Origin of the sequence: Acinetobacter sp. BEC1-S18-ESBL-01, from assembly GCF_014169935.1 — a bacterium.
Lineage (GTDB): Bacteria > Pseudomonadota > Gammaproteobacteria > Pseudomonadales > Moraxellaceae > Acinetobacter > Acinetobacter pittii.
On sequence record NZ_AP022302.1, the window covers coordinates 1,882,926 to 1,900,774 of the forward strand.

Below are 17,849 nucleotides of genomic sequence, written 5' to 3' on the forward strand. Positions count from 1 at the left end.
TTATGATTCTGTAGATTAACTCTGTTTAGTCATTCATTATTGACCAACAATTCTATAAAGCACCCTCACCCAATTATTAAGACATATATTTTCAATCAGTGTTTTTGAATAACCACGCTGTTGCATACGTTCAATTAAGCGATGTAGGCCTGTCACATCTTCAAGTTCACTACCTATAAGTGCACCATCGAAGTCTGAGCCAAAGCCCACATGTTCTTCGCCCAAATGATCCATTAAATATTCTAAATGTTCCAAAATTACATCAATCGATGTATCTGCATTACGTTGTCCATCCGACCGTAAAAAAGCGACATCGAAATTTACGCCTACCATCCCTTTACTTTCTCGGATTGCTTTGAGTTGTGGGTCAGTTAAGTTGCGAGCTTGAGGACATAAAGCATATGAATTAGAGTGTGTTGCTACAATTGGCTGCTGCAATATATCTACAGTATTCCAAAAAGCTTTCTCATTCATATGTGAAACATCAATCACCATTTTTTTATTTGCACAGCGTCTTATAAAATGTTTGCCATCACTCGTGAGACCTGCTCCCGTGTCAGGTGAGTGCGGAAACTTAGCATTTAAACCATGTCCAAAACGACTAGGTCTATTCCAGAGGGGGCCAATACTACGCAAGCCTCTTTCATAAAATACATCGAGTAAATCAGGATTTTGTTGTAAAGCTTCTGCACCTTCCATATGCAATACAATTGCTAGCTTTTTCTCAGCTCTGCAATCTTGAATATTTTGAACCGAGGTGCAAATTTTAATAATTTTAGAATACTGAGCAAGTTGGTGAGCTAAATCGAGTTGTTCCAAGCAAATTTGTTCAATTTGCTGTTGCGTAAAATCAGAAGCATTCAGATCAAATAATTTATTGGGATGATGCTGTTGCACATAACTATATGGCGGTAAAAAAATCGCAAACATTCCACCAATAAAACCAGCTTCTTGACAGCGTTTTAAATCAAGATGGCCTACTAAACGTTCATGAATAAAAGCATGTACAGGATCTGGATGGTCACTTAGCCATAAGCGTGTTAATGTGTCATTATGTCCATCAAAAACTGGAATATGGCTAGGCTTCATGAGCATTCCTATTACTTGCTATATGTCTGTAATCGTGTGGACTGGAATATTTTGTGTGGCGCTTAAAGATTTAGAGTTTCTACTATTACGGAATACTAAATTTTGCAAAGGTGCAGCCAATTGACTTTCTGCCCGCGCTTGTTCAATCATTTGATGATACGGCGATTTCCCACATACAGGATCGGCATTAGCTGCATCTCCAGTCAACATATAGGCCTGACAACGACATCCGCCAAAGTCTCGATCTTTATCTGGACAGCTTCGGCACCCTTCTGGCATCCATGCATCACCACGGAAATGATTAAATCCAGTTGACTTGTACCATATATCTGACAATTTATGTTCGCGGACGTTTGGAAATGAAATTGGCAATTGTCGTGCTGCATGGCAAGGCAACGCCATACCATCTGGAGCAACTGTAAAAAAGATTTTACCCCAACCATTCATACAAGCTTTTGGCCGTTCTTCATAATAATCAGGCACTACAAAAATGAGTTTGCAAGGATGATTTTGCGCTTTTAATTTTTCTCGATATTCATTGGTAATCCGTTCGGCTCGTGTCAGTTGCTCTTGTGTTGGTAATAAACCTTGGCGGTTTAAAAAAGCCCAACCGTAAAACTGACAAATTGCCAACTCGACTGTATCGGCATTCAGCTCAAGGCAAAGTTCAATGATTTGTTCAATCTGGTCAATGTTATGTCGATGAATAACAAAGTTAAGCACCATTGGGTAATTGTATTTCTTAACAAGACGGCACATTTCATACTTTTGTTCAAAAGCATGCTTTGAACCTGCCAAGGCGTCATTCACCACAGGGTCACTAGCTTGAAAGCTCACTTGAATGTGGTCTAAACCCGCTTGTTTTAGATCAGCAATACGTTGTTCGGTAAGGCCCATACCCGAGGTAATTAAGTTGGTATAAAACCCTTGTTGATGAGCATGTGCAACGAGTTGTTCTAAATCTTGACGTACCAGTGGTTCACCACCAGAGAAACCGAGTTGAACAGCACCCATCTTTCGTGCCTGATCAAAAACATCAAACCATTCTTGAGTGGTTAGCTCATTTTTATGCTGAGCGTAGTCCAAGGGGTTTGAGCAATATGGGCATTGTAGCGGACAACGATAAGTTAACTCTGCTAATAACCATAAAGGCAGGCCAACACCTTCTGTCATACTAAATCAATCCAGTGTTGCTGCTGTGCGACCAGCATGTAATCCACTACATCTTGATCTATCTCAGTAATATCACCAAATTTTTGCTTTAACTGAGCAATAATTGCAGAAACATTTTGCTGCCCATCAATATATTGCCCGATTGCCCCTGCACTTTCATTTAATTTGATCATGCCTTCAGGATATAAAATCACAAAACCATTTTGAGCTGGCTCGAACTGAAAACGGTAACCTTGTCTCCAAGTTGGCACAAGGTTTAAATCAAACTGCTCTTTATTCATTTAAATAGTCCTTTGTGCCAAACTCGTTTGCTTGTCACGCTGTGATACGGTGCTTCATTGTGAACATATGCCAAAGTTAAAGCATCTAAAATGCTCCATAAAATATCCAGTTTAAACTGCAATATTTCAAGCATTCGTTCTTGTTGCTCAAAAGTTGTAAATGAATCAAGCGTAATCGTTAAACCATGTTCAACATCACGGCGTGCCTGACTCAAACGAGAACGAAAATACTCATAGCCTTTATCATCAATCCATGGGTAGTGTTGTGGCCATGAATCAAGTCGTGACTGATGAATCTGTGGCGCAAAAAGTTCGGTTAAAGAACTGCTTGCTGCTTCACGCCATGAAGCACGACGTGCGAAATTTACATAAGCATCTACCGCGAAGCGAACGCCTGGTAATACTAACTCTTCAGAAATAACTTGTTCACGACTCAAGCCCACAGCTTCAGCTAACCGTAACCATGCTTCCCGACCACCGCCATCTGGATATTCACCATCTTGATCGATCATGCGTTGAATCCATTCTTGACGGACTCGCTGATCAGGGCAATTTGCCATAATCGCCGCATCTTTAAGCGGAATATTAATTTGATAGTAATATCGGTTTGCAACCCAAGCCTGAATTTGTTGCTGGGTGGCTTTACCTTCATACATCATCACGTGAAATGGATGATAGATATGATAGTACTGACCTTTATCGATAATGGCTTGTTTGAATTGTTCAGTCGTTAAAGCTTCAGGTGTTTGAGTCATGTTTCACCTTAGAGTTCAATCTGCATGCCGTCATAGGCAACTTCTACGCCATTTGCTTTAAGCTCAGCAAACTGACTAGAGTTTTCATTTAAAATTGGATTGGTATTGTTAATATGAATCAGTACTTTTTTAGGTGTACGCAGCTGGTTTAAATAAGACAGTGAACCACCTTCACCACTAATATATAAATGCCCCATTTCACGGCCAGTTTTAGTTCCAACCCCTGTTTGTTGCATTTCATCGTCTGTCCAAAGCGTACCATCAATCATGACGCAGTCTGAACTCTGCATAATCTGCATGATTTGATCGTCAATTTTTCCAAGACCCGGTGCATAAAACAACTGCTTTTGTGTCTTATGATCTTTGATAATTAAAGCAATATTATCGCCATCATGTGGGTCATTTCGATGCGGTGAATATGGTGGAGCTGCACTTTTAATAATTAAGGGTAAAAATTCTAAATTTTCGAAACCATCAATTTTAAAGGCTTGTTTAGGATTAATTTCATGGTATTGAAGACCACCATTCCAGTGTTTGAGCATATTAAATACTGGAAAGCCGCTCGTTAAATCTTGGTGGACCATTTCTGTACACCATACATTCATTGGGCAACCTTCACGTAAGGTTAAAAGCCCAGTGGTATGGTCTAACTGACTGTCCATTAAAATAACGTTTGTTATTCCTGTATCACGTAATTTACGCGCTGGTTGAGCTGCTTTAAATTCGAAGAGTTGCTGACGGATGTCAGGTGAAGCGTTTAATAAAACCCAGTCTGTTCCATTTTCAGAAACAGCAATCGATGATTGAGTACGGGCTTTGGCTTGGATTGTACCTGTGCGCACACCATGACAATTCGGGCAATTACAATTCCACTGCGGAAACCCGCCTCCAGCAGCTGAACCTAAAACATAAATATACATAAAATTAATATCTTATTAGAAAGAGATAAGCCCTAGAACAAGACTAGGGCTTATGACATATTTGATGAAACTGATTAACGTGCTTCAAAGTACATTGTAACTTCAAAACCAATGCGTAAATCAGTAAAAGCTGGTTTAGTCCATTGCATAAATTATCTCCGGTTCATATTAATCTTATGAAATGAATCACTTGATTAAGATTTATAAGGCAATTAAAAATTTATTCTAAATAAAAAAATTGGGTTTGTAGACCACTCCTAGCTAAGATATTGTTCGATAATTGTGTTTTTTGTCCAAATTTTAATATTTCGAACATATTTGCTTATTGGGTGTTTCATCAAACATTCATACTAAAAGCGTATTTTTTATCCGTCTTAATTGATCAAATGATAAAAAAATGAAAAATTTAACAATACTTTTTAAAGTAACAGCACTTTCTCTGGCTGTAGCATTATTGGCGGGATGTAATGACGATGATGATAATGACACAGCACCACCTGCTCAAAGAAGCAATCAAACCGTAAATATTTTAGCTTTTAATGACTTTCACGGAAATCTTGAGCCACCTAAGCGTTATGTCGAGGCACCAAATCCAAATGATGCTGCTCAATCTGTTCGTATTCCTGTAGGAGGAGTGAGTTACTTCGCCGATGCGATTAAAAAACTTAAAACAGAAAATCCAAATAATGCTGTGGTTTCGGCAGGCGATTTAATTAGCGCTTCTCCTCTCACCTCTTCTTTATTTTTAGATGAACCAACCATTGAAGTCATGAATGATATTCAAATTGACTTTAATGCTGTGGGCAACCATGAATTTGATCGGGGTACAGACGAATTACGCCGTTTAAAAAATGGTGGATGTCAGCAATATACTAGCACTGCACCTTGTCAAATTAATAAAAATTTTAGTGGTGCAAAATTTGATTTCCTTGCTGCTAACGTAGCAATGAAAAATGACACCAGTAAAACGATCTTCCCAGCCTATAAAGTCAAAACTTATGGCGGAATTCCAGTCGCATTTATTGGTTTAACTCTTAAAGCGACGCCAAGTATTGTTTCTGCGGCAGGCATTAAAGATGTTGAGTTCCGTGATGAAGCAGATACGGTAAATGCCCTGATTCCTGAATTAAAAAAACAAGGAATTGAAGCTATTGTAGTCGTTGTCCATGAAGGTGCAGCGCCAAGTACGAAGCTCAATCAAAAAACATGTGATGGTTTAAGTGGTCCGATTTTAGGAATTTTGGATAAGCTTAATCCAGCAGTTGATATTGTTGTTTCAGGTCATACACATCAATCTTATATTTGTGACTATGCAACAAAAAATCCGGCTAAACCATTCTTACTTACTTCAGCTGGACAATATGGCACGCTTATTACTGACATCAAGATTGAATTAGATGGTAAAACTGGTGATGTCATTAAAAAAGATGCGAAACAGGTTCCTGTACAAAGTGAAGCATATACGTCTGGTACAACCACAGTAAGTCTTACAGATCTCTATCAAAAATTTAGTAAAACCCCAAGCATTGAAGCAATCTTAGATAAATACCGCCAAGCTGTGACCACCATTTCAAGCCGTGTGGTTGGAACTGCAACAGCAGTAGTCAGTCGTGCTCAAGTTGAAAGTGGTGAAAGTCCGCTCGGTATTATGATTGCAGATGCTCAGCAAGCGGCTGCGTTAAAGGCAAGTAACCAAGGCTCTGACTTTACGTTAATGAACCCAGGTGGTGTGCGTGCGGATCTGCTCATTAATAGTAATAACCAGATTACCTTCGGTGATGTTTTTGCGGTGCAACCTTTTGGTAACTCTATTGTGACTCTAAGCTTAACTGGCAAACAAATTAGAGATGTAATTGAACAGCAATGGTCTGGTGCAAATGCAAACTCACCTAGAATTTTACAACCATCTAAAGAATTAACTTATCAATATGCGGCAAATACATCTGTTTCGCCAAGAGCAAGTAACATCATGGTTGCTGGTTCACCATTGGTTGACACTAAAGTATACCGCGTGACAGTAAATAGCTTCTTGGCAGATGGTGGTGACAACTTTACAGTATTAAAAGAAGGCAAAAACCGTGTAGGTGGTGGTCAAGATATTGATGCCCTTGAAAGCTATATTGCGGAAAACTCTAAAGATTCACCTTTAACTATTCCAGCTACGACTCGAATTAAAGTTATCAAGTAACTGATTTAATGACAATAAAGGACAGTATGATGCTGTCCTTTATTTTTATGGCAGTTTAAAAGATTTTTATTCGGTATATAGATTGAGCTCAACACTACTGATATCGACTCCGGTATTTGCAAAAATAATATCAGTAACCTCATGAAGTAATTCTTTAACTTTGTCATGTTCAAAGTTCAAGGCTTCAGAGGTTTTGAGCGAAATGAGGTTACAACTCATCTTGTCTTTTCTAAGCTTATAAATACTCTTGCTTTTTCCTAGAAATACTCTTTTGATGAGTTTACGGTTTTCAAATTCTGACAAGATTCGATAAATCGTTCCTAGCGTTATTTTATGTTCATTTTTAATTTGCGTATAAATACTCACAGCACTTAAGCCTTGTGGATTTTGATTTAAAATTTCAAAAACCTGTATTCTCGATTTTTTTATGGGTAGTCCATTTAATAATGATTTTGAAGTTGCTGTCATGATTAATTAACCTTAATGTTGAAAAAATATAGAAATTTTTTAAAATTATTTTGTCTATACTTACTTTAAAATTATGGAAATGATTTGATGTATAAATCAGAGCTTATTACCCTATAAATAAGCTTTGAGCTGATTATAAGATTCTGAATAATTTAATATTATTCCTACCTCACTATCTACATGTACGCGCTTGGTGAATAAAAGCATTCTTGAGCTGAACCATATTGCGACCCTCTTCATTAAGTCATTTTTCGACCTTATTCTATATAATGATTAACACATGATAAATATTATCATTTGTGTTTAGCGGTGTATCATATACATATAAGTTTTAATATTCAATATTAAGTAATTATCAAATACATAATGATAACCATTATATATTACTAAATAAGTATTCATTTCCACCCATATAAAAAGCAGATCGATGATCTGCTTTTTATATTTTAAATAGAATAAGTTAAATGACTATTATGCTAAGGATAGTGCATCTTGTTCTTGCATCCATGCATGAATCACTTGTTGTGTTGTCATGACTTGAGCGCATCGTGTACTGGCATATTTTAATGCCATATCGTGCTCTTCTCGGCTAAAGTCAGCTAGTGCATCACCACATAAGAATGGTTGGATGTTTAGCATAAAAGCTTCAGCAGCACTCATAAGACAACCAATATGTGCATATACCCCACAGATAATTAGTTGATCGCGACCAGACTCCCGCATGAGTTGTTCGAGAGGTGAAAATTTAAAAACACTATATCTCCACTTGGTAAGAACCGTATCATTTTTTTGAGGTGAAATTTTTGGCAAAATCTGTGTAAAGCTCGGCTCGTTCTTTAAACCAGGTCCCCAAAAATCAGTTAATAATTGTCGATGTTCAGGTGATTGATTGCCCGGTTGTGCTGTATAAACAACAGGAATATTAGATTGTCGAGCAGCATCAATTAATGCTTTGGTGTTTTTAATGAGTTCTGGAATAGGTTCCTGAGTTAAGTCATAGAAATCTAAAAAATATTGCTGCATATCATGAACCAATAAAACAGCTCGATTGGTATTCAATGGCCAATTTGTTTTGTTGGGAGTAAATTCATGGGCTTGGGGCATACTGTAACTTGCAATCTTTGGAATACTCATTAGTATTTTCCTTTTCTATCTTTCAAAATATTTTTAATTTCAGATGGTTGTTGTGCTGAAGTAATCTTTAGACCCCAAGTGTAGCTCCCCCATCTACCACTATTTCTTGCATCGTAATTTGGGCCGCTCGGTCCGAAAGTAAAAAGCTCACGGTATTAGCAATATCATCTGGTTGTGCGAGTTTTCTTAAGGGAATACCTGTTCGGTACTGACTCAAATCACCATCAATTACTGCAGGTGGAGGTGCATTATCAGTCCAGAGTTGTTGCTGCATTTGAGTGAGAGTAGATCCTGGTGAAACAATATTTAGCCTGACTTGATAAGGTGCAATTTCAAGTGCCAGATTGCGACAAAAATGACTCAGTGCAGCCTTAGTGGTGGCGTACATACCAAGTTGCATACGCGGCATACGCGCACTATTTGAACTAATAGTGACAATGCTACCCCGCCTTTTTGCACAAAAATGTTTAGCAACTTGTTGGCTAATCGCAATAGGTGCCATGACATTGACCGCAAAAAGTGTTTCCCAATCTTCCGTTTTGGCTTCAAGCATGGAGCGCATAATTAATACTCCTGCTGCATTTACTAAACCCGTAATTTCGTATCTTTCTAAAAGCTCTGAAATTAAAGTTTGTGTTTCTTGTTGATGGGTAATGTCTTGTGAGATGCCTTGCCATTGTGAAGTTTGATCTGGCGTTATTGTTTTGCTGATATCCCATTGTTTAGGATTTTCTTGTCGGTCAATACCAATAACATGATAGCCCTGATCTAGTAGTTGCTTGGCAATAGCCGCTCCTATCCCTCTTGCAGCACCTGTGACCACGATGGTAGAGCGCATGTGGATACTCCAATTTATATTATAAAGAAATCTATAAACATAATTGCAAATAATTATCATTCTTATCAAGAGTAAATTAAGATAAAAGATTAATTTATGATCTCAGGCAAATGAGCTTTAGCTTAAAATTTTAAATTAAATTGTTGTTTTATATGCATTTTATTAAATTAGAAGGTCAGAAATATTTTATTATTAATAATCATTTTCAATAAGGCAGGTTTTGATTTATTCAGCTAAAATCAGATTTATGGTTTATCAAACCTAGTAACTTTTTAGGGTTCAATCTCCAGCAGGCTCAGAATGAGTTCTCGATAACTCGGACTCTCATAAGTTTGGAAATGCGTATAAAAAATGAAAAATTATAGAATCCACATTGTTTCAGTCAGTTGTTTAATCTCTTGAATATCATGACTCACATAAATCATTGGAATTTTTATTTCCTCTTTTACTTTCTGAAAAAAAGGAATAATTTCAGCTTTATGATTCGCATCTAATGCTGATAAAGGCTCATCTAGTAGTAACAGCTTAGGTGAATATAATAATGCTCGACCTAGTGCCACGCGCTGTTTTTCCCCTCCTGAGAGTTTAATGGGCATACGTTGTAATAAGTGCCCTAACTTTAATAACTCAATAATATAATCTGCTTCAAAGTGACGTTCTTGTTGGGAAAGATGCTTAAGACCAAATAATAAGTTTTGCTTTACCGTTTTATGCGGAAAAAGCTGAGCATCTTGAAAAACCAATCCAACATGTCGCTTTTGGGTGCTCAAATTAATGTTTTGATCTGAATCAAACCATGTTTGATCCTGTATTTTAATGAGTCCATTACGCGGAGTATTCAGGCCAGCAATGGCATGTAAAATCGATGTTTTACCTGAACCCGATGCACCGAATAAGCCAATAACAGCAGCATCTGACTGGAAACTAGGTTCAATATGAAATTGGCCCATTTGTAGCTCAAAACGGCAATCAATCAACATAATTTTACCGCCCTAAGCGCTTCTTTTGATAACGATGAAACCACTGTGCAAACCATAGCGCTAAAAAAGCCACACTTAACGATAAAACAATAAGCCGTTGAATAGCGGCCTCGGTATCGGGTTGTTGCATTAAGCTATACATGGCTAGAGGCAAAGTCCGTGTTTCATTTGAAATATTACCTACAAAGGTAATGGTGGCACCAAACTCACCTAAACTGCGGCAAAAACATAAAATAGCACCAATTAAAATACCACTGCTGGCAAGAGGTAAAGTGACATGAAAAAATGCCCCTAAAGATGAGGCACCTAATGTCTTTGCTGCCACTTCTAAACGCTGATCGACCAGCTCAATTGCTAAACGAATAGACTGCACCAGTAGCGGAAAACCCATCACTGCCGAAGCAAGAACGGCGCCTTTCCAGTTAAATGCAAAATCAAGTCCGAGTGGCGCCAAATATTGTCCAATAATGCCGCGGCCTCCAAAAACTTGTAAAAGCAAATAACCAGGAACAACTGGCGGTAAAACCAAAGGTAAAAACACCAATGTTTCAATGAATGACTTACCCCAAAACTCTTTACGTGCCAGAAACCATCCCACACAAATTGCAGGAATAATACTGACCACAAGACAACTTGCTGCAACCTTACAAGAAAGTTGTAGTACGCTGAGCTCTTCTGCGGTTAAAGAAAACATCATGGTTTTGCTGGAGCCAACACGCTAAAACCATACTTTTTAAAGACAGCTTTGGCTTGGTTGCTTTGTAGAAATTGATAGAACTTTATTGAATTCGGATTTTTTTTAATCAACCCTACAGGATAAATAATTGGCGAATGCGTATTTTCCGGAAATACACCAGCTACTTTTACGTCTTTACTAATCGCTGCATCGGTTGCATAGACAATACCAACCTGACATTCACCACGTGCAACAAAGTTTAATGCAGCTCGAACATCTTCTGTTTCGACTAGTTTTGGCTCAATACGGTTCCACCAACCTAAATTGGTAAAAGCTTGTTTAGCATATTTGCCTACAGGCACACTTTTGGTATCCCCTGTACAAATCTTGCCTTTAAACACTTTGTTTGGATCATTGGTTTTATCTAATTTTATGTTTAATGACTGCCCTTTAGGGGTAATTAGAACCAGACGGTTGCCTAATAGATTTATACGGTCATTTGTTGCAACTAATTTTTTATTTTGCAGATAATCCATCCACTGGGTATCTGCTGAAATAAAAATATCCGCAGGTGCCCCAGCTTCAATTTGTTTAGCTAAGGTTGATGAACCAGCATACGAAGTTTTAACTTCTACTTTATTCTGTTTTTCATAAATTTTTTTTAAATCGTTAATTGCATTCGTTAAACTTGCTGCTGCATAAACAGTAACTGATTCAGCTTTGGCTGAGATATTAAAGACCAATCCTATGCTGAGGACTGAACAGGCTAAAGCCAACTTTTTTATCTTTGTATCACTTACCATTATGTTTTACCTTTTTGTCGTTTTTGCAGCGATATATACCCAAGAATATAGCGCTACATAAAGATTATGAAAAGTATAATTCGTCAAATATAAATGATCGGAATGAAGGTAAATAGCGCAATTTATATTTAGAACTTCATTTTGGTGCACTCGGTAGTGAGTACTAACCATTTAAGAACACTATATAAAACTTATTTTCTTTTAAATTTTAGTGAATAATTTAATTGGTTTTATAGTTATCCCTATGCCAAAAAACACATAGAGATAACCATAAAGATCAGTCGTTTATGCCAGCTACTTTTTTTAGATACGCAATAAAAACGCCTATCCCAAACCATCTTTTACGATAGTGCAGAATAGACGCCATTGTCTGTGTAACTGAAAATTGCAGCAGTGCTTTTTAAGCGTGCAATTTATATTAAGCAAAAGCTATACCACATTAAAAAATTCAGTCGCTATGAAAGTTTTTATTTAGCGTTTTAAATAGCTACTCATAATTTGATAATCATGTTCTAAGGCTTGTCGAGCATTGATTTCCATTTGGCGGTAATGCTGTAAGACTTTCTGCCCCAAAGCTGTAACAGCTGCCCCACCACCATGTGTTCCGCCTGTTTGAGTTTCAACTAAAGCTGTTTCAAAGCACTGATTCATGGTGTCGACCAATTGCCATGCACGTCGGTAGCTCATATTCATAGATTTTGCAGCTTGTGAGATCGAACCAGTTCTTTCAATTGCTTCAAGTAAATCTGCTTTACCCGGACCAAATGCGATGTTTTGCTCTAAAAGAATTCTAATTTGTAATTTTAAGTTTTGTTCTTTCATAGACTTAGTTCACAAAATTTCATTTTATGCTCCTTAACATTATAAGGAACTTTGATAGGTTAAAACACATACAAATTTAAATCTCTACTCTTTCCTAAAAAGAGTTCGATCAAAAAATCAAAACTGCACAAAGTGGATAAAGATCTGGAAAAAACGGATAGAGGCAAAGGCTTAATCGCGGTTCAATCAGTTAAAAGCTGATTGATTGGAGGATTGAGCAATGACCTCATCTAATTTAAAACAATGGAATGATTTTATAGATGGATGTATCGACTTCCGTCCTAATGATGGCGTGTTTCGTATTGCACGTAATATGTTTACCGAGCCTGAACTATTTGACTTGGAAATGGAACTTATTTTTGAAAAGGTTTGGATTTATGCATGTCATGAAAGTGAGATTCCAAACAATCATGATTTCCTAACCGTTCAAATTGGTCGTCAGCCGATTATTGTGAGCCGTGATGGTAAAGGCGAACTACATGCCATGGTTAATGCTTGTGAGCATCGTGGAGCGACCTTAACACGCGTTGCTAAAGGCAACCAGTCAACCTTTACATGTCCGTTCCATGCTTGGTGTTATAAGTCAGATGGCCGCTTGGTGAAAGTCAAAGCACCTGGTGAATATTGTGAAGATTTTGATAAATCAAGCCGAGGCTTAAAACAAGGCCGTATTGCCAGCTATCGTGGATTTGTATTTGTAAGCCTTGATACTCAAGCAACAGATTCTCTAGAAGACTTTTTGGGCGATGCAAAACTGTTTCTTGATTTAATGGTTAATCAGTCGCCTACAGGTGAACTCGAAGTACTTCAAGGCAAGTCATCTTATACCTTTGCAGGTAACTGGAAGCTACAAAATGAAAATGGCCTAGATGGTTACCATGTAAGTACTGTTCACTATAACTATGTCTCTACAGTCCAACACCGTCAGCAAGTCAATGCATCAAAAGGTGAAGAACTCGATACGCTTGACTATAGCAAGTTAGGTGCCGGTGACTCAGAAACTGACGATGGCTGGTTCAGCTTCAAAAATGGTCATAGCGTATTGTTTAGTGACATGCCGAACCCAACTGTTCGTCCGGGTTACAGTACAGTTATGCCATATATGGTCGAAAAATATGGCGACAAATATGCTGAGTGGGCAATGCACCGTTTAAGAAACTTGAACTTGTACCCTAGCCTATTTTTTATGGATCAAATTAGCTCTCAGCTTCGTATTGTTCGCCCTGTCGCTTGGAATAAAACCGAAGTCATCAGTCAATGTATTGGTGTTAAAGGTGAATCTACTGAAGCACGCCGTAATCGTATTCGCCAGTTTGAAGATTTCTTTAACGTATCAGGCCTTGGTACACCAGACGATTTAGTTGAATTCCGTGAACAGCAAAAAGGTTTTCAGGCACGACTTGAACGTTGGAGCGATATTTCACGTGGTTGTCAGTCTTGGGAATATGGCGCGACCAAAAACTCACAAGATTTAGGCATTCAACCCGTTATTACTGGCCGTGAATTTACCCATGAAGGACTCTATGTAAACCAGCATGGACACTGGCAACGTCTCATGCTCGACGGCTTAAATAAAAAAGCGCTGAAAATGCAGGATATTACTTTTGAAAACAATGCCCTAATGGATGAGGTGTAACCATGTCACAAGAACTACATTTTGCTGTATCTCAGTTTTTGTACAAAAAGGCAGAGCTTTGTGATGCTTATGACTGGGATGCCTACCTAGAGCTTTACGATGAAGATAGTGAATATCATATTCCACAGTGGATTGATGACCATAATTATGTTCAAGATCCAAATCAGGGCTTGTCTTATATTTATTATGCGGACCGTACAGGCCTTGAAGACCGTGTATTCCGTATTCGTACCGGAAAAGCAGCCTCTGCAACGCCATTACCACGTACTTTGCACAGCATAAACAACATCCGAGTTAAAACATTGGATGATGGATTAATTGAAGCAAAAGTTGCATGGCAAACGCTTTATAACCGTCAAGGTTTAGAAGGCTGTTTTTACGGACACGCAACCTATCTTTTACGCCAAACAGCAGATGGTTTCCGCATTCGTCGTCAGCACAGCATTTTGCTGAATGACAAAATTGATTCCGTTTTAGACTTCTATCACGTTTAAGGGGAATGAAAATGGGACATTCAGTTGCACTTAACTTTGCCGATGGCAAAACCTTTTTCATTTCGGTAAATAACGACGAATTACTGCTTGATGCAGCAGTTCGTCAAGGAATTAACCTGCCGTTAGACTGCCGTGAAGGTGTCTGTGGTACCTGTCAGGGACAGTGTGAAACCGGCATTTACGAACAAGAATACGTCGATGAAGATGCATTAAGTGAACGTGATTTGGCCGAGCGAAAAATGTTAGCTTGCCAAACCCGTGTAAAATCAGATGCAGCTTTTTATTTCGATCATGATTCTGCTATCTGTAACGCTGGTGATACCTTAAAAATTGAAACCAAAGTGACTGCGGTTGAGCTGGTTTCTGAAACAACAGCAATCTTACATCTTGATGCAAGCAGTCATACTGAACAACTTCAGTTTTTACCGGGTCAATATGCTCGTTTGCAAATTCCAGATACTGAAGATTGGCGTTCTTATTCTTTTGCAAATAGACCAAATACAACCAATCAATTGCAATTTTTAATTCGTCTCTTGCCAGACGGTGTGATGAGTAATTACCTACGTGATCGTTGTCAGGTTGGACAAAGCCTACTTATTGAAGCGCCACTTGGTAGTTTCTACTTACGTGAAGTAGAGCGACCACTGGTTTTTGTGGCAGGTGGAACAGGATTATCAGCTTTCTTGGGAATGCTAGATAACTTGGTGGATCAACCAAACTCACCTGCAGTTCAGTTGTATTACGGCGTAAATAATGAAACCGATTTATGTGAACAACAACGTTTACATGCCTATGCTGAACAGCTACCCAACTTTAGTTATCACCCGATTGTGACTAAGGCAACGGAAGCTTGGCAAGGTAAAGCAGGCTATATTCACGAGCACTTAAATAAAGATCAACTGGCTGAGCAGGCTTTTGATATGTATTTATGTGGCCCACCACCAATGATTGAAGCCGTTAAAAATTGGTTAGATGAACAATCTTTGCAAAACTATCGTATTTATAGCGAGAAGTTTTTACAGAGCAATACATCACGTTGAAGTATAAATAATTTAAAAACCACTAAAACCTGAAATGATTCAATATACTCTGCAAGGGGTATATTGAATTTTTGCATTTAAATTAAAAGCTTTTATATATCAATAATATAAAATAATGAATTCCGACAAAATAAATTGACCAGCTCACTCGGATTTGCTATAAATTTTGGTAGATCTTAAGGAATAAGATCATGATGAGATTAAGTTATAGCACCTTTTATATCCTCCTATTCTATTTCTCGAATGTATTAAATTGATGGACAAAATCCGACTTAAAAATTTGAGAAAATCACATTAATTAACGGATAAATTGGTCTGTATTTTGCTTATATCTCATTGTAATTTGCGAGTAACTTAATTTTTTAAGTGCCGTATTTACTTGCTTGTGCATCGAATTTTTAAAGCTTTTATAACGCAAGTAAATACAGGAGTGAGCCAAAAGGGATAAATATGAACCAAGCCAACTCCCCCGAACTCAGTGGACGTCATTTTCAAAATGAGTCTATCTTTACTGATCATAATTTGGTGTTTGATCACCATGATTTAAGCGAAACCTGCCGAAATGTAGGCCAAATTTTTAAACCGCATGATCTTAAAATCTCTCAGCAGAAGCGAGATTTCAGTGCAACCATGCACCATGTTAAAACAGGCGCACTGTCTATTAGTCGCTTGGAATATGGTGCGGATGTCATTATTGAACCAGATCATCTAGATAACTTTTACTTAATTCAAATTCCAACTCAAGGCTACGCAGAAATCGAGTTTGGTTCGCAAAAGTTTATTTCTTATTCTCAAGTTGCTTCTCTTATTTCTCCTCAGCAATCTTTACGTATGCGCTGGCACGCGAACTCACCGCAGCTCATTTTAAAAGTTTCAAAGGATGATTTTACTTACCATTGCCGTCAACATATTGCCGATTCAGAAAACAACTTACTTGTTTTTGACCCAAAATTAGACTTTGCTACACAAAGTGGAGCCTACTTTTTACAGCTCGTTAGAACATTGATGGATGCTTTGGCCTGTGAACAACATCCACTCCATCATCCTTTGGCCTTTAAACAGTTTGAGTCAAATCTATTTAATGCACTTATTTATGGTCAACCCAATAACGCATTACATAAAATAGATCAGTATAAAGAAAAAATAGTCTCTCCTTATTTTGTGAAGCGTACAGAAGCTTATATAAAAGAACATTTACATGAGCCACTTAATGTCGAAATTTTGGCTGAACATGCAGGCGTGAGTGTGAGAACCCTATTTACCGGTTTTAAAAATTATTTGGGGACAACCCCAATGTCTTATCTAAAGGAATTACGCTTTGAACAAGCTCATTTAGAACTCATGCATAATGAAAATCTATCGGTCACAGACGTTGCATTTAAATGGGGATTTACTCATTTAGGCCGTTTTTCTCAAGAGTATAAACGCCGTTATGGCGAATTACCTTCTTCTACCCGCCGATCTGGTCACAGTGAAGGCTCAGGCTTAATTACTTCAATTTTTTCTTAAAACAAATAGAGAAAAGCCTTTTATATCGATGAATATAAAAGGCTTTTTTATGACTTAGAAATGATGGACATAACGAACTTGCAGTCGTGTTCCCTCTGGGCGGTTTTCAGCATCTTGCTCAAAATAAGCATTTGCAACTAAATGGTCATTTTTAGAAAAACTATACATCGCACCGGGGCCAATAGCCCACACTTGTTCACGTCGGCCTTTGACTTTTTCACCATCCACTTCAGTATCTATCACTTGTTTTAGCCAATAGCCATTTAGTCCTAAGCGGAACTGTTCGGTAATGGCATAGTCTGTTGCAAAGTTTGCATGAATTGCTTGCCCAGCTTGCATATCATTTGCTCCAGCAAAAGCAGAGCTTGGGTCATGATTTTTAAAGTTATAGAGATAATGGATGCGTGTTGAAGCGGTCCATTTGGGATTAAACCAATATGTGGCAGCCCAATAAGGATCAAATGAAACAGCGTTATTACCTGGATTAATATCTTTTTGTTGATCGTATTCGCCAGTAGGTAAATTGACCTGAAACTCAAAACGATGTACAAACCTCGGTCCTTGTGCGCCCATGACTGGATCGAATTGAATAAACGGTCCAATCATAATGTCCCCAAAGCCACTTTGGGCATTAATTGCAACATTATTCAAGCCATCATCCATGTCCATTTTGCTGACAAAAGGAATTAAAAAATTTATACCTAGACTGGCTTTATCTTTTACTCGGACATTCGATAAATAACTAACCTGTTCAACCAGTACTTGATAATTTAAATCTGTTTTAGGTAAACCAAGTTTTTGTCCATTAGCATCGACTAATTTATTACTATCATAATTTTGAAAATAGGTTTGAGCATACCAGCCGGGCCCTGCAGGTAGGCCGCCATCGAGAAAGCTGGTCATGCCTAAATTTACGGTCGGTAAATCATAGGCATGTGTAACCCACGGCAAACCTAATAATGTCCCTGCTAAAAAGCCATGCTTAATTAAAGTACTTTTCATCTTCTTATTTCCTATAAAAAAATCACGACCGGATTGATCGT

General features: G+C 37.9%; 19 protein-coding genes. 5 read left to right on the forward strand and 14 right to left on the reverse strand.

The window, feature by feature from the left end; all coding sequences use genetic code 11:
- Positions 1–36: 36 nt before the first annotated feature.
- The 6 genes from H7R46_RS08785 to pqqA form a co-directional block, all read right to left on the reverse strand.
- The gene (locus H7R46_RS08785) at positions 37–1,089 is read right to left on the reverse strand and encodes a dipeptidase (RefSeq protein ID WP_005069240.1); all 1,053 of its coding nucleotides are present in this window, start codon (positions 1,087–1,089) and stop codon (positions 37–39) included.
- A gap of 18 nt (positions 1,090–1,107) precedes the next feature.
- Positions 1,108–2,262: a pyrroloquinoline quinone biosynthesis protein PqqE gene (gene pqqE, locus H7R46_RS08790; RefSeq protein ID WP_005069242.1), complete on the reverse strand. Its 1,155-nt coding sequence runs from the start codon at positions 2,260–2,262 to the stop codon at positions 1,108–1,110.
- Entirely contained in the window at positions 2,259–2,543 is a 285-nt protein-coding gene (pqqD, locus tag H7R46_RS08795) for a pyrroloquinoline quinone biosynthesis peptide chaperone PqqD (RefSeq protein ID WP_086260942.1), read from the reverse strand. The genes pqqE and pqqD overlap by 4 nt, the downstream gene beginning before the upstream one ends.
- Positions 2,540–3,298 carry a pyrroloquinoline-quinone synthase PqqC gene (gene pqqC / locus H7R46_RS08800; RefSeq protein WP_002113690.1) on the reverse strand — a complete coding sequence of 253 codons (759 nt, stop codon included), beginning with the start codon at positions 3,296–3,298 and terminating at the stop codon, positions 2,540–2,542. The genes pqqD and pqqC overlap by 4 nt, the downstream gene beginning before the upstream one ends.
- Positions 3,299–3,306: 8 nt before the next feature.
- Positions 3,307–4,218 (reverse strand): pyrroloquinoline quinone biosynthesis protein PqqB, encoded by a 912-nt coding sequence (gene pqqB, locus H7R46_RS08805; RefSeq protein WP_005069247.1) that lies wholly within the window; start codon positions 4,216–4,218, stop codon positions 3,307–3,309.
- 74 nt (positions 4,219–4,292) lie between these two features.
- Positions 4,293–4,367 (reverse strand): pyrroloquinoline quinone precursor peptide PqqA, encoded by a 75-nt coding sequence (gene pqqA, locus H7R46_RS08810; protein WP_001982218.1) that lies wholly within the window; start codon positions 4,365–4,367, stop codon positions 4,293–4,295.
- Positions 4,368–4,615: 248 nt separating this feature from the next.
- On the opposite strand from pqqA, the gene H7R46_RS08815 reads away from it, so the two are divergent.
- Complete coding sequence (locus H7R46_RS08815) at positions 4,616–6,406, forward strand: bifunctional metallophosphatase/5'-nucleotidase (RefSeq protein WP_005069249.1); 1,791 nt, start codon at positions 4,616–4,618, stop codon at positions 6,404–6,406.
- A 66-nt stretch (positions 6,407–6,472) separates the two neighbouring features.
- Here the strand turns inward: H7R46_RS08815 and H7R46_RS08820 are convergent, their stop codons facing one another.
- From H7R46_RS08820 to H7R46_RS08850, 7 genes are all read right to left on the reverse strand, one after another.
- Positions 6,473–6,874, reverse strand: coding sequence for a transcriptional repressor (locus tag H7R46_RS08820; protein WP_005069251.1), 402 nt, complete (start codon positions 6,872–6,874; stop codon positions 6,473–6,475).
- Between the two features lie 471 nt (positions 6,875–7,345).
- Positions 7,346–8,008 carry an isochorismatase family protein gene (locus H7R46_RS08825; RefSeq protein ID WP_005069253.1) on the reverse strand — a complete coding sequence of 221 codons (663 nt, stop codon included), beginning with the start codon at positions 8,006–8,008 and terminating at the stop codon, positions 7,346–7,348.
- A gap of 67 nt (positions 8,009–8,075) precedes the next feature.
- A complete protein-coding gene (locus H7R46_RS08830) occupies positions 8,076–8,846 on the reverse strand; it encodes an SDR family oxidoreductase (RefSeq protein ID WP_001257961.1) in 771 nt (256 codons plus the stop codon).
- A 359-nt stretch (positions 8,847–9,205) separates the two neighbouring features.
- The gene (locus tag H7R46_RS08835; protein ID WP_002113565.1) at positions 9,206–9,826 is read right to left on the reverse strand and encodes an ATP-binding cassette domain-containing protein; all 621 of its coding nucleotides are present in this window, start codon (positions 9,824–9,826) and stop codon (positions 9,206–9,208) included.
- A 4-nt stretch (positions 9,827–9,830) separates the two neighbouring features.
- Positions 9,831–10,523: a molybdate ABC transporter permease subunit gene (modB, locus tag H7R46_RS08840; protein WP_005069256.1), complete on the reverse strand. Its 693-nt coding sequence runs from the start codon at positions 10,521–10,523 to the stop codon at positions 9,831–9,833.
- Positions 10,520–11,305, reverse strand: coding sequence for a molybdate ABC transporter substrate-binding protein (gene modA, locus H7R46_RS08845; RefSeq protein ID WP_005069258.1), 786 nt, complete (start codon positions 11,303–11,305; stop codon positions 10,520–10,522). Before modA ends, modB begins: the two co-directional genes overlap by 4 nt.
- A 471-nt stretch (positions 11,306–11,776) precedes the next feature.
- Complete coding sequence (locus tag H7R46_RS08850) at positions 11,777–12,127, reverse strand: winged helix-turn-helix domain-containing protein (protein ID WP_005069260.1); 351 nt, start codon at positions 12,125–12,127, stop codon at positions 11,777–11,779.
- Between the two features lie 220 nt (positions 12,128–12,347).
- Here H7R46_RS08850 and antA point away from each other — a divergent pair, with 220 nt between their 5' ends.
- From antA to H7R46_RS08870, 4 genes are all read left to right on the forward strand, one after another.
- The gene (antA, locus tag H7R46_RS08855) at positions 12,348–13,763 is read left to right on the forward strand and encodes an anthranilate 1,2-dioxygenase large subunit (RefSeq protein WP_005069263.1); all 1,416 of its coding nucleotides are present in this window, start codon (positions 12,348–12,350) and stop codon (positions 13,761–13,763) included.
- Positions 13,764–13,765: 2 nt separating this feature from the next.
- Positions 13,766–14,257: an anthranilate 1,2-dioxygenase small subunit gene (antB, locus tag H7R46_RS08860; RefSeq protein ID WP_000076809.1), complete on the forward strand. Its 492-nt coding sequence runs from the start codon at positions 13,766–13,768 to the stop codon at positions 14,255–14,257.
- Positions 14,258–14,262: 5 nt separating this feature from the next.
- Positions 14,263–15,297, forward strand: coding sequence for an anthranilate 1,2-dioxygenase electron transfer component AntC (gene antC / locus H7R46_RS08865; RefSeq protein ID WP_080631098.1), 1,035 nt, complete (start codon positions 14,263–14,265; stop codon positions 15,295–15,297).
- Positions 15,298–15,747: 450 nt separating this feature from the next.
- Positions 15,748–16,806 (forward strand): AraC family transcriptional regulator, encoded by a 1,059-nt coding sequence (locus H7R46_RS08870; RefSeq protein ID WP_005069268.1) that lies wholly within the window; start codon positions 15,748–15,750, stop codon positions 16,804–16,806.
- A gap of 54 nt (positions 16,807–16,860) precedes the next feature.
- Here H7R46_RS08870 and H7R46_RS08875 read toward each other — a convergent pair whose 3' ends face one another.
- Positions 16,861–17,808, reverse strand: coding sequence for a transporter (locus H7R46_RS08875; RefSeq protein WP_005069269.1), 948 nt, complete (start codon positions 17,806–17,808; stop codon positions 16,861–16,863).
- Between the last annotated feature and the right edge of the window lie 41 nt (positions 17,809–17,849).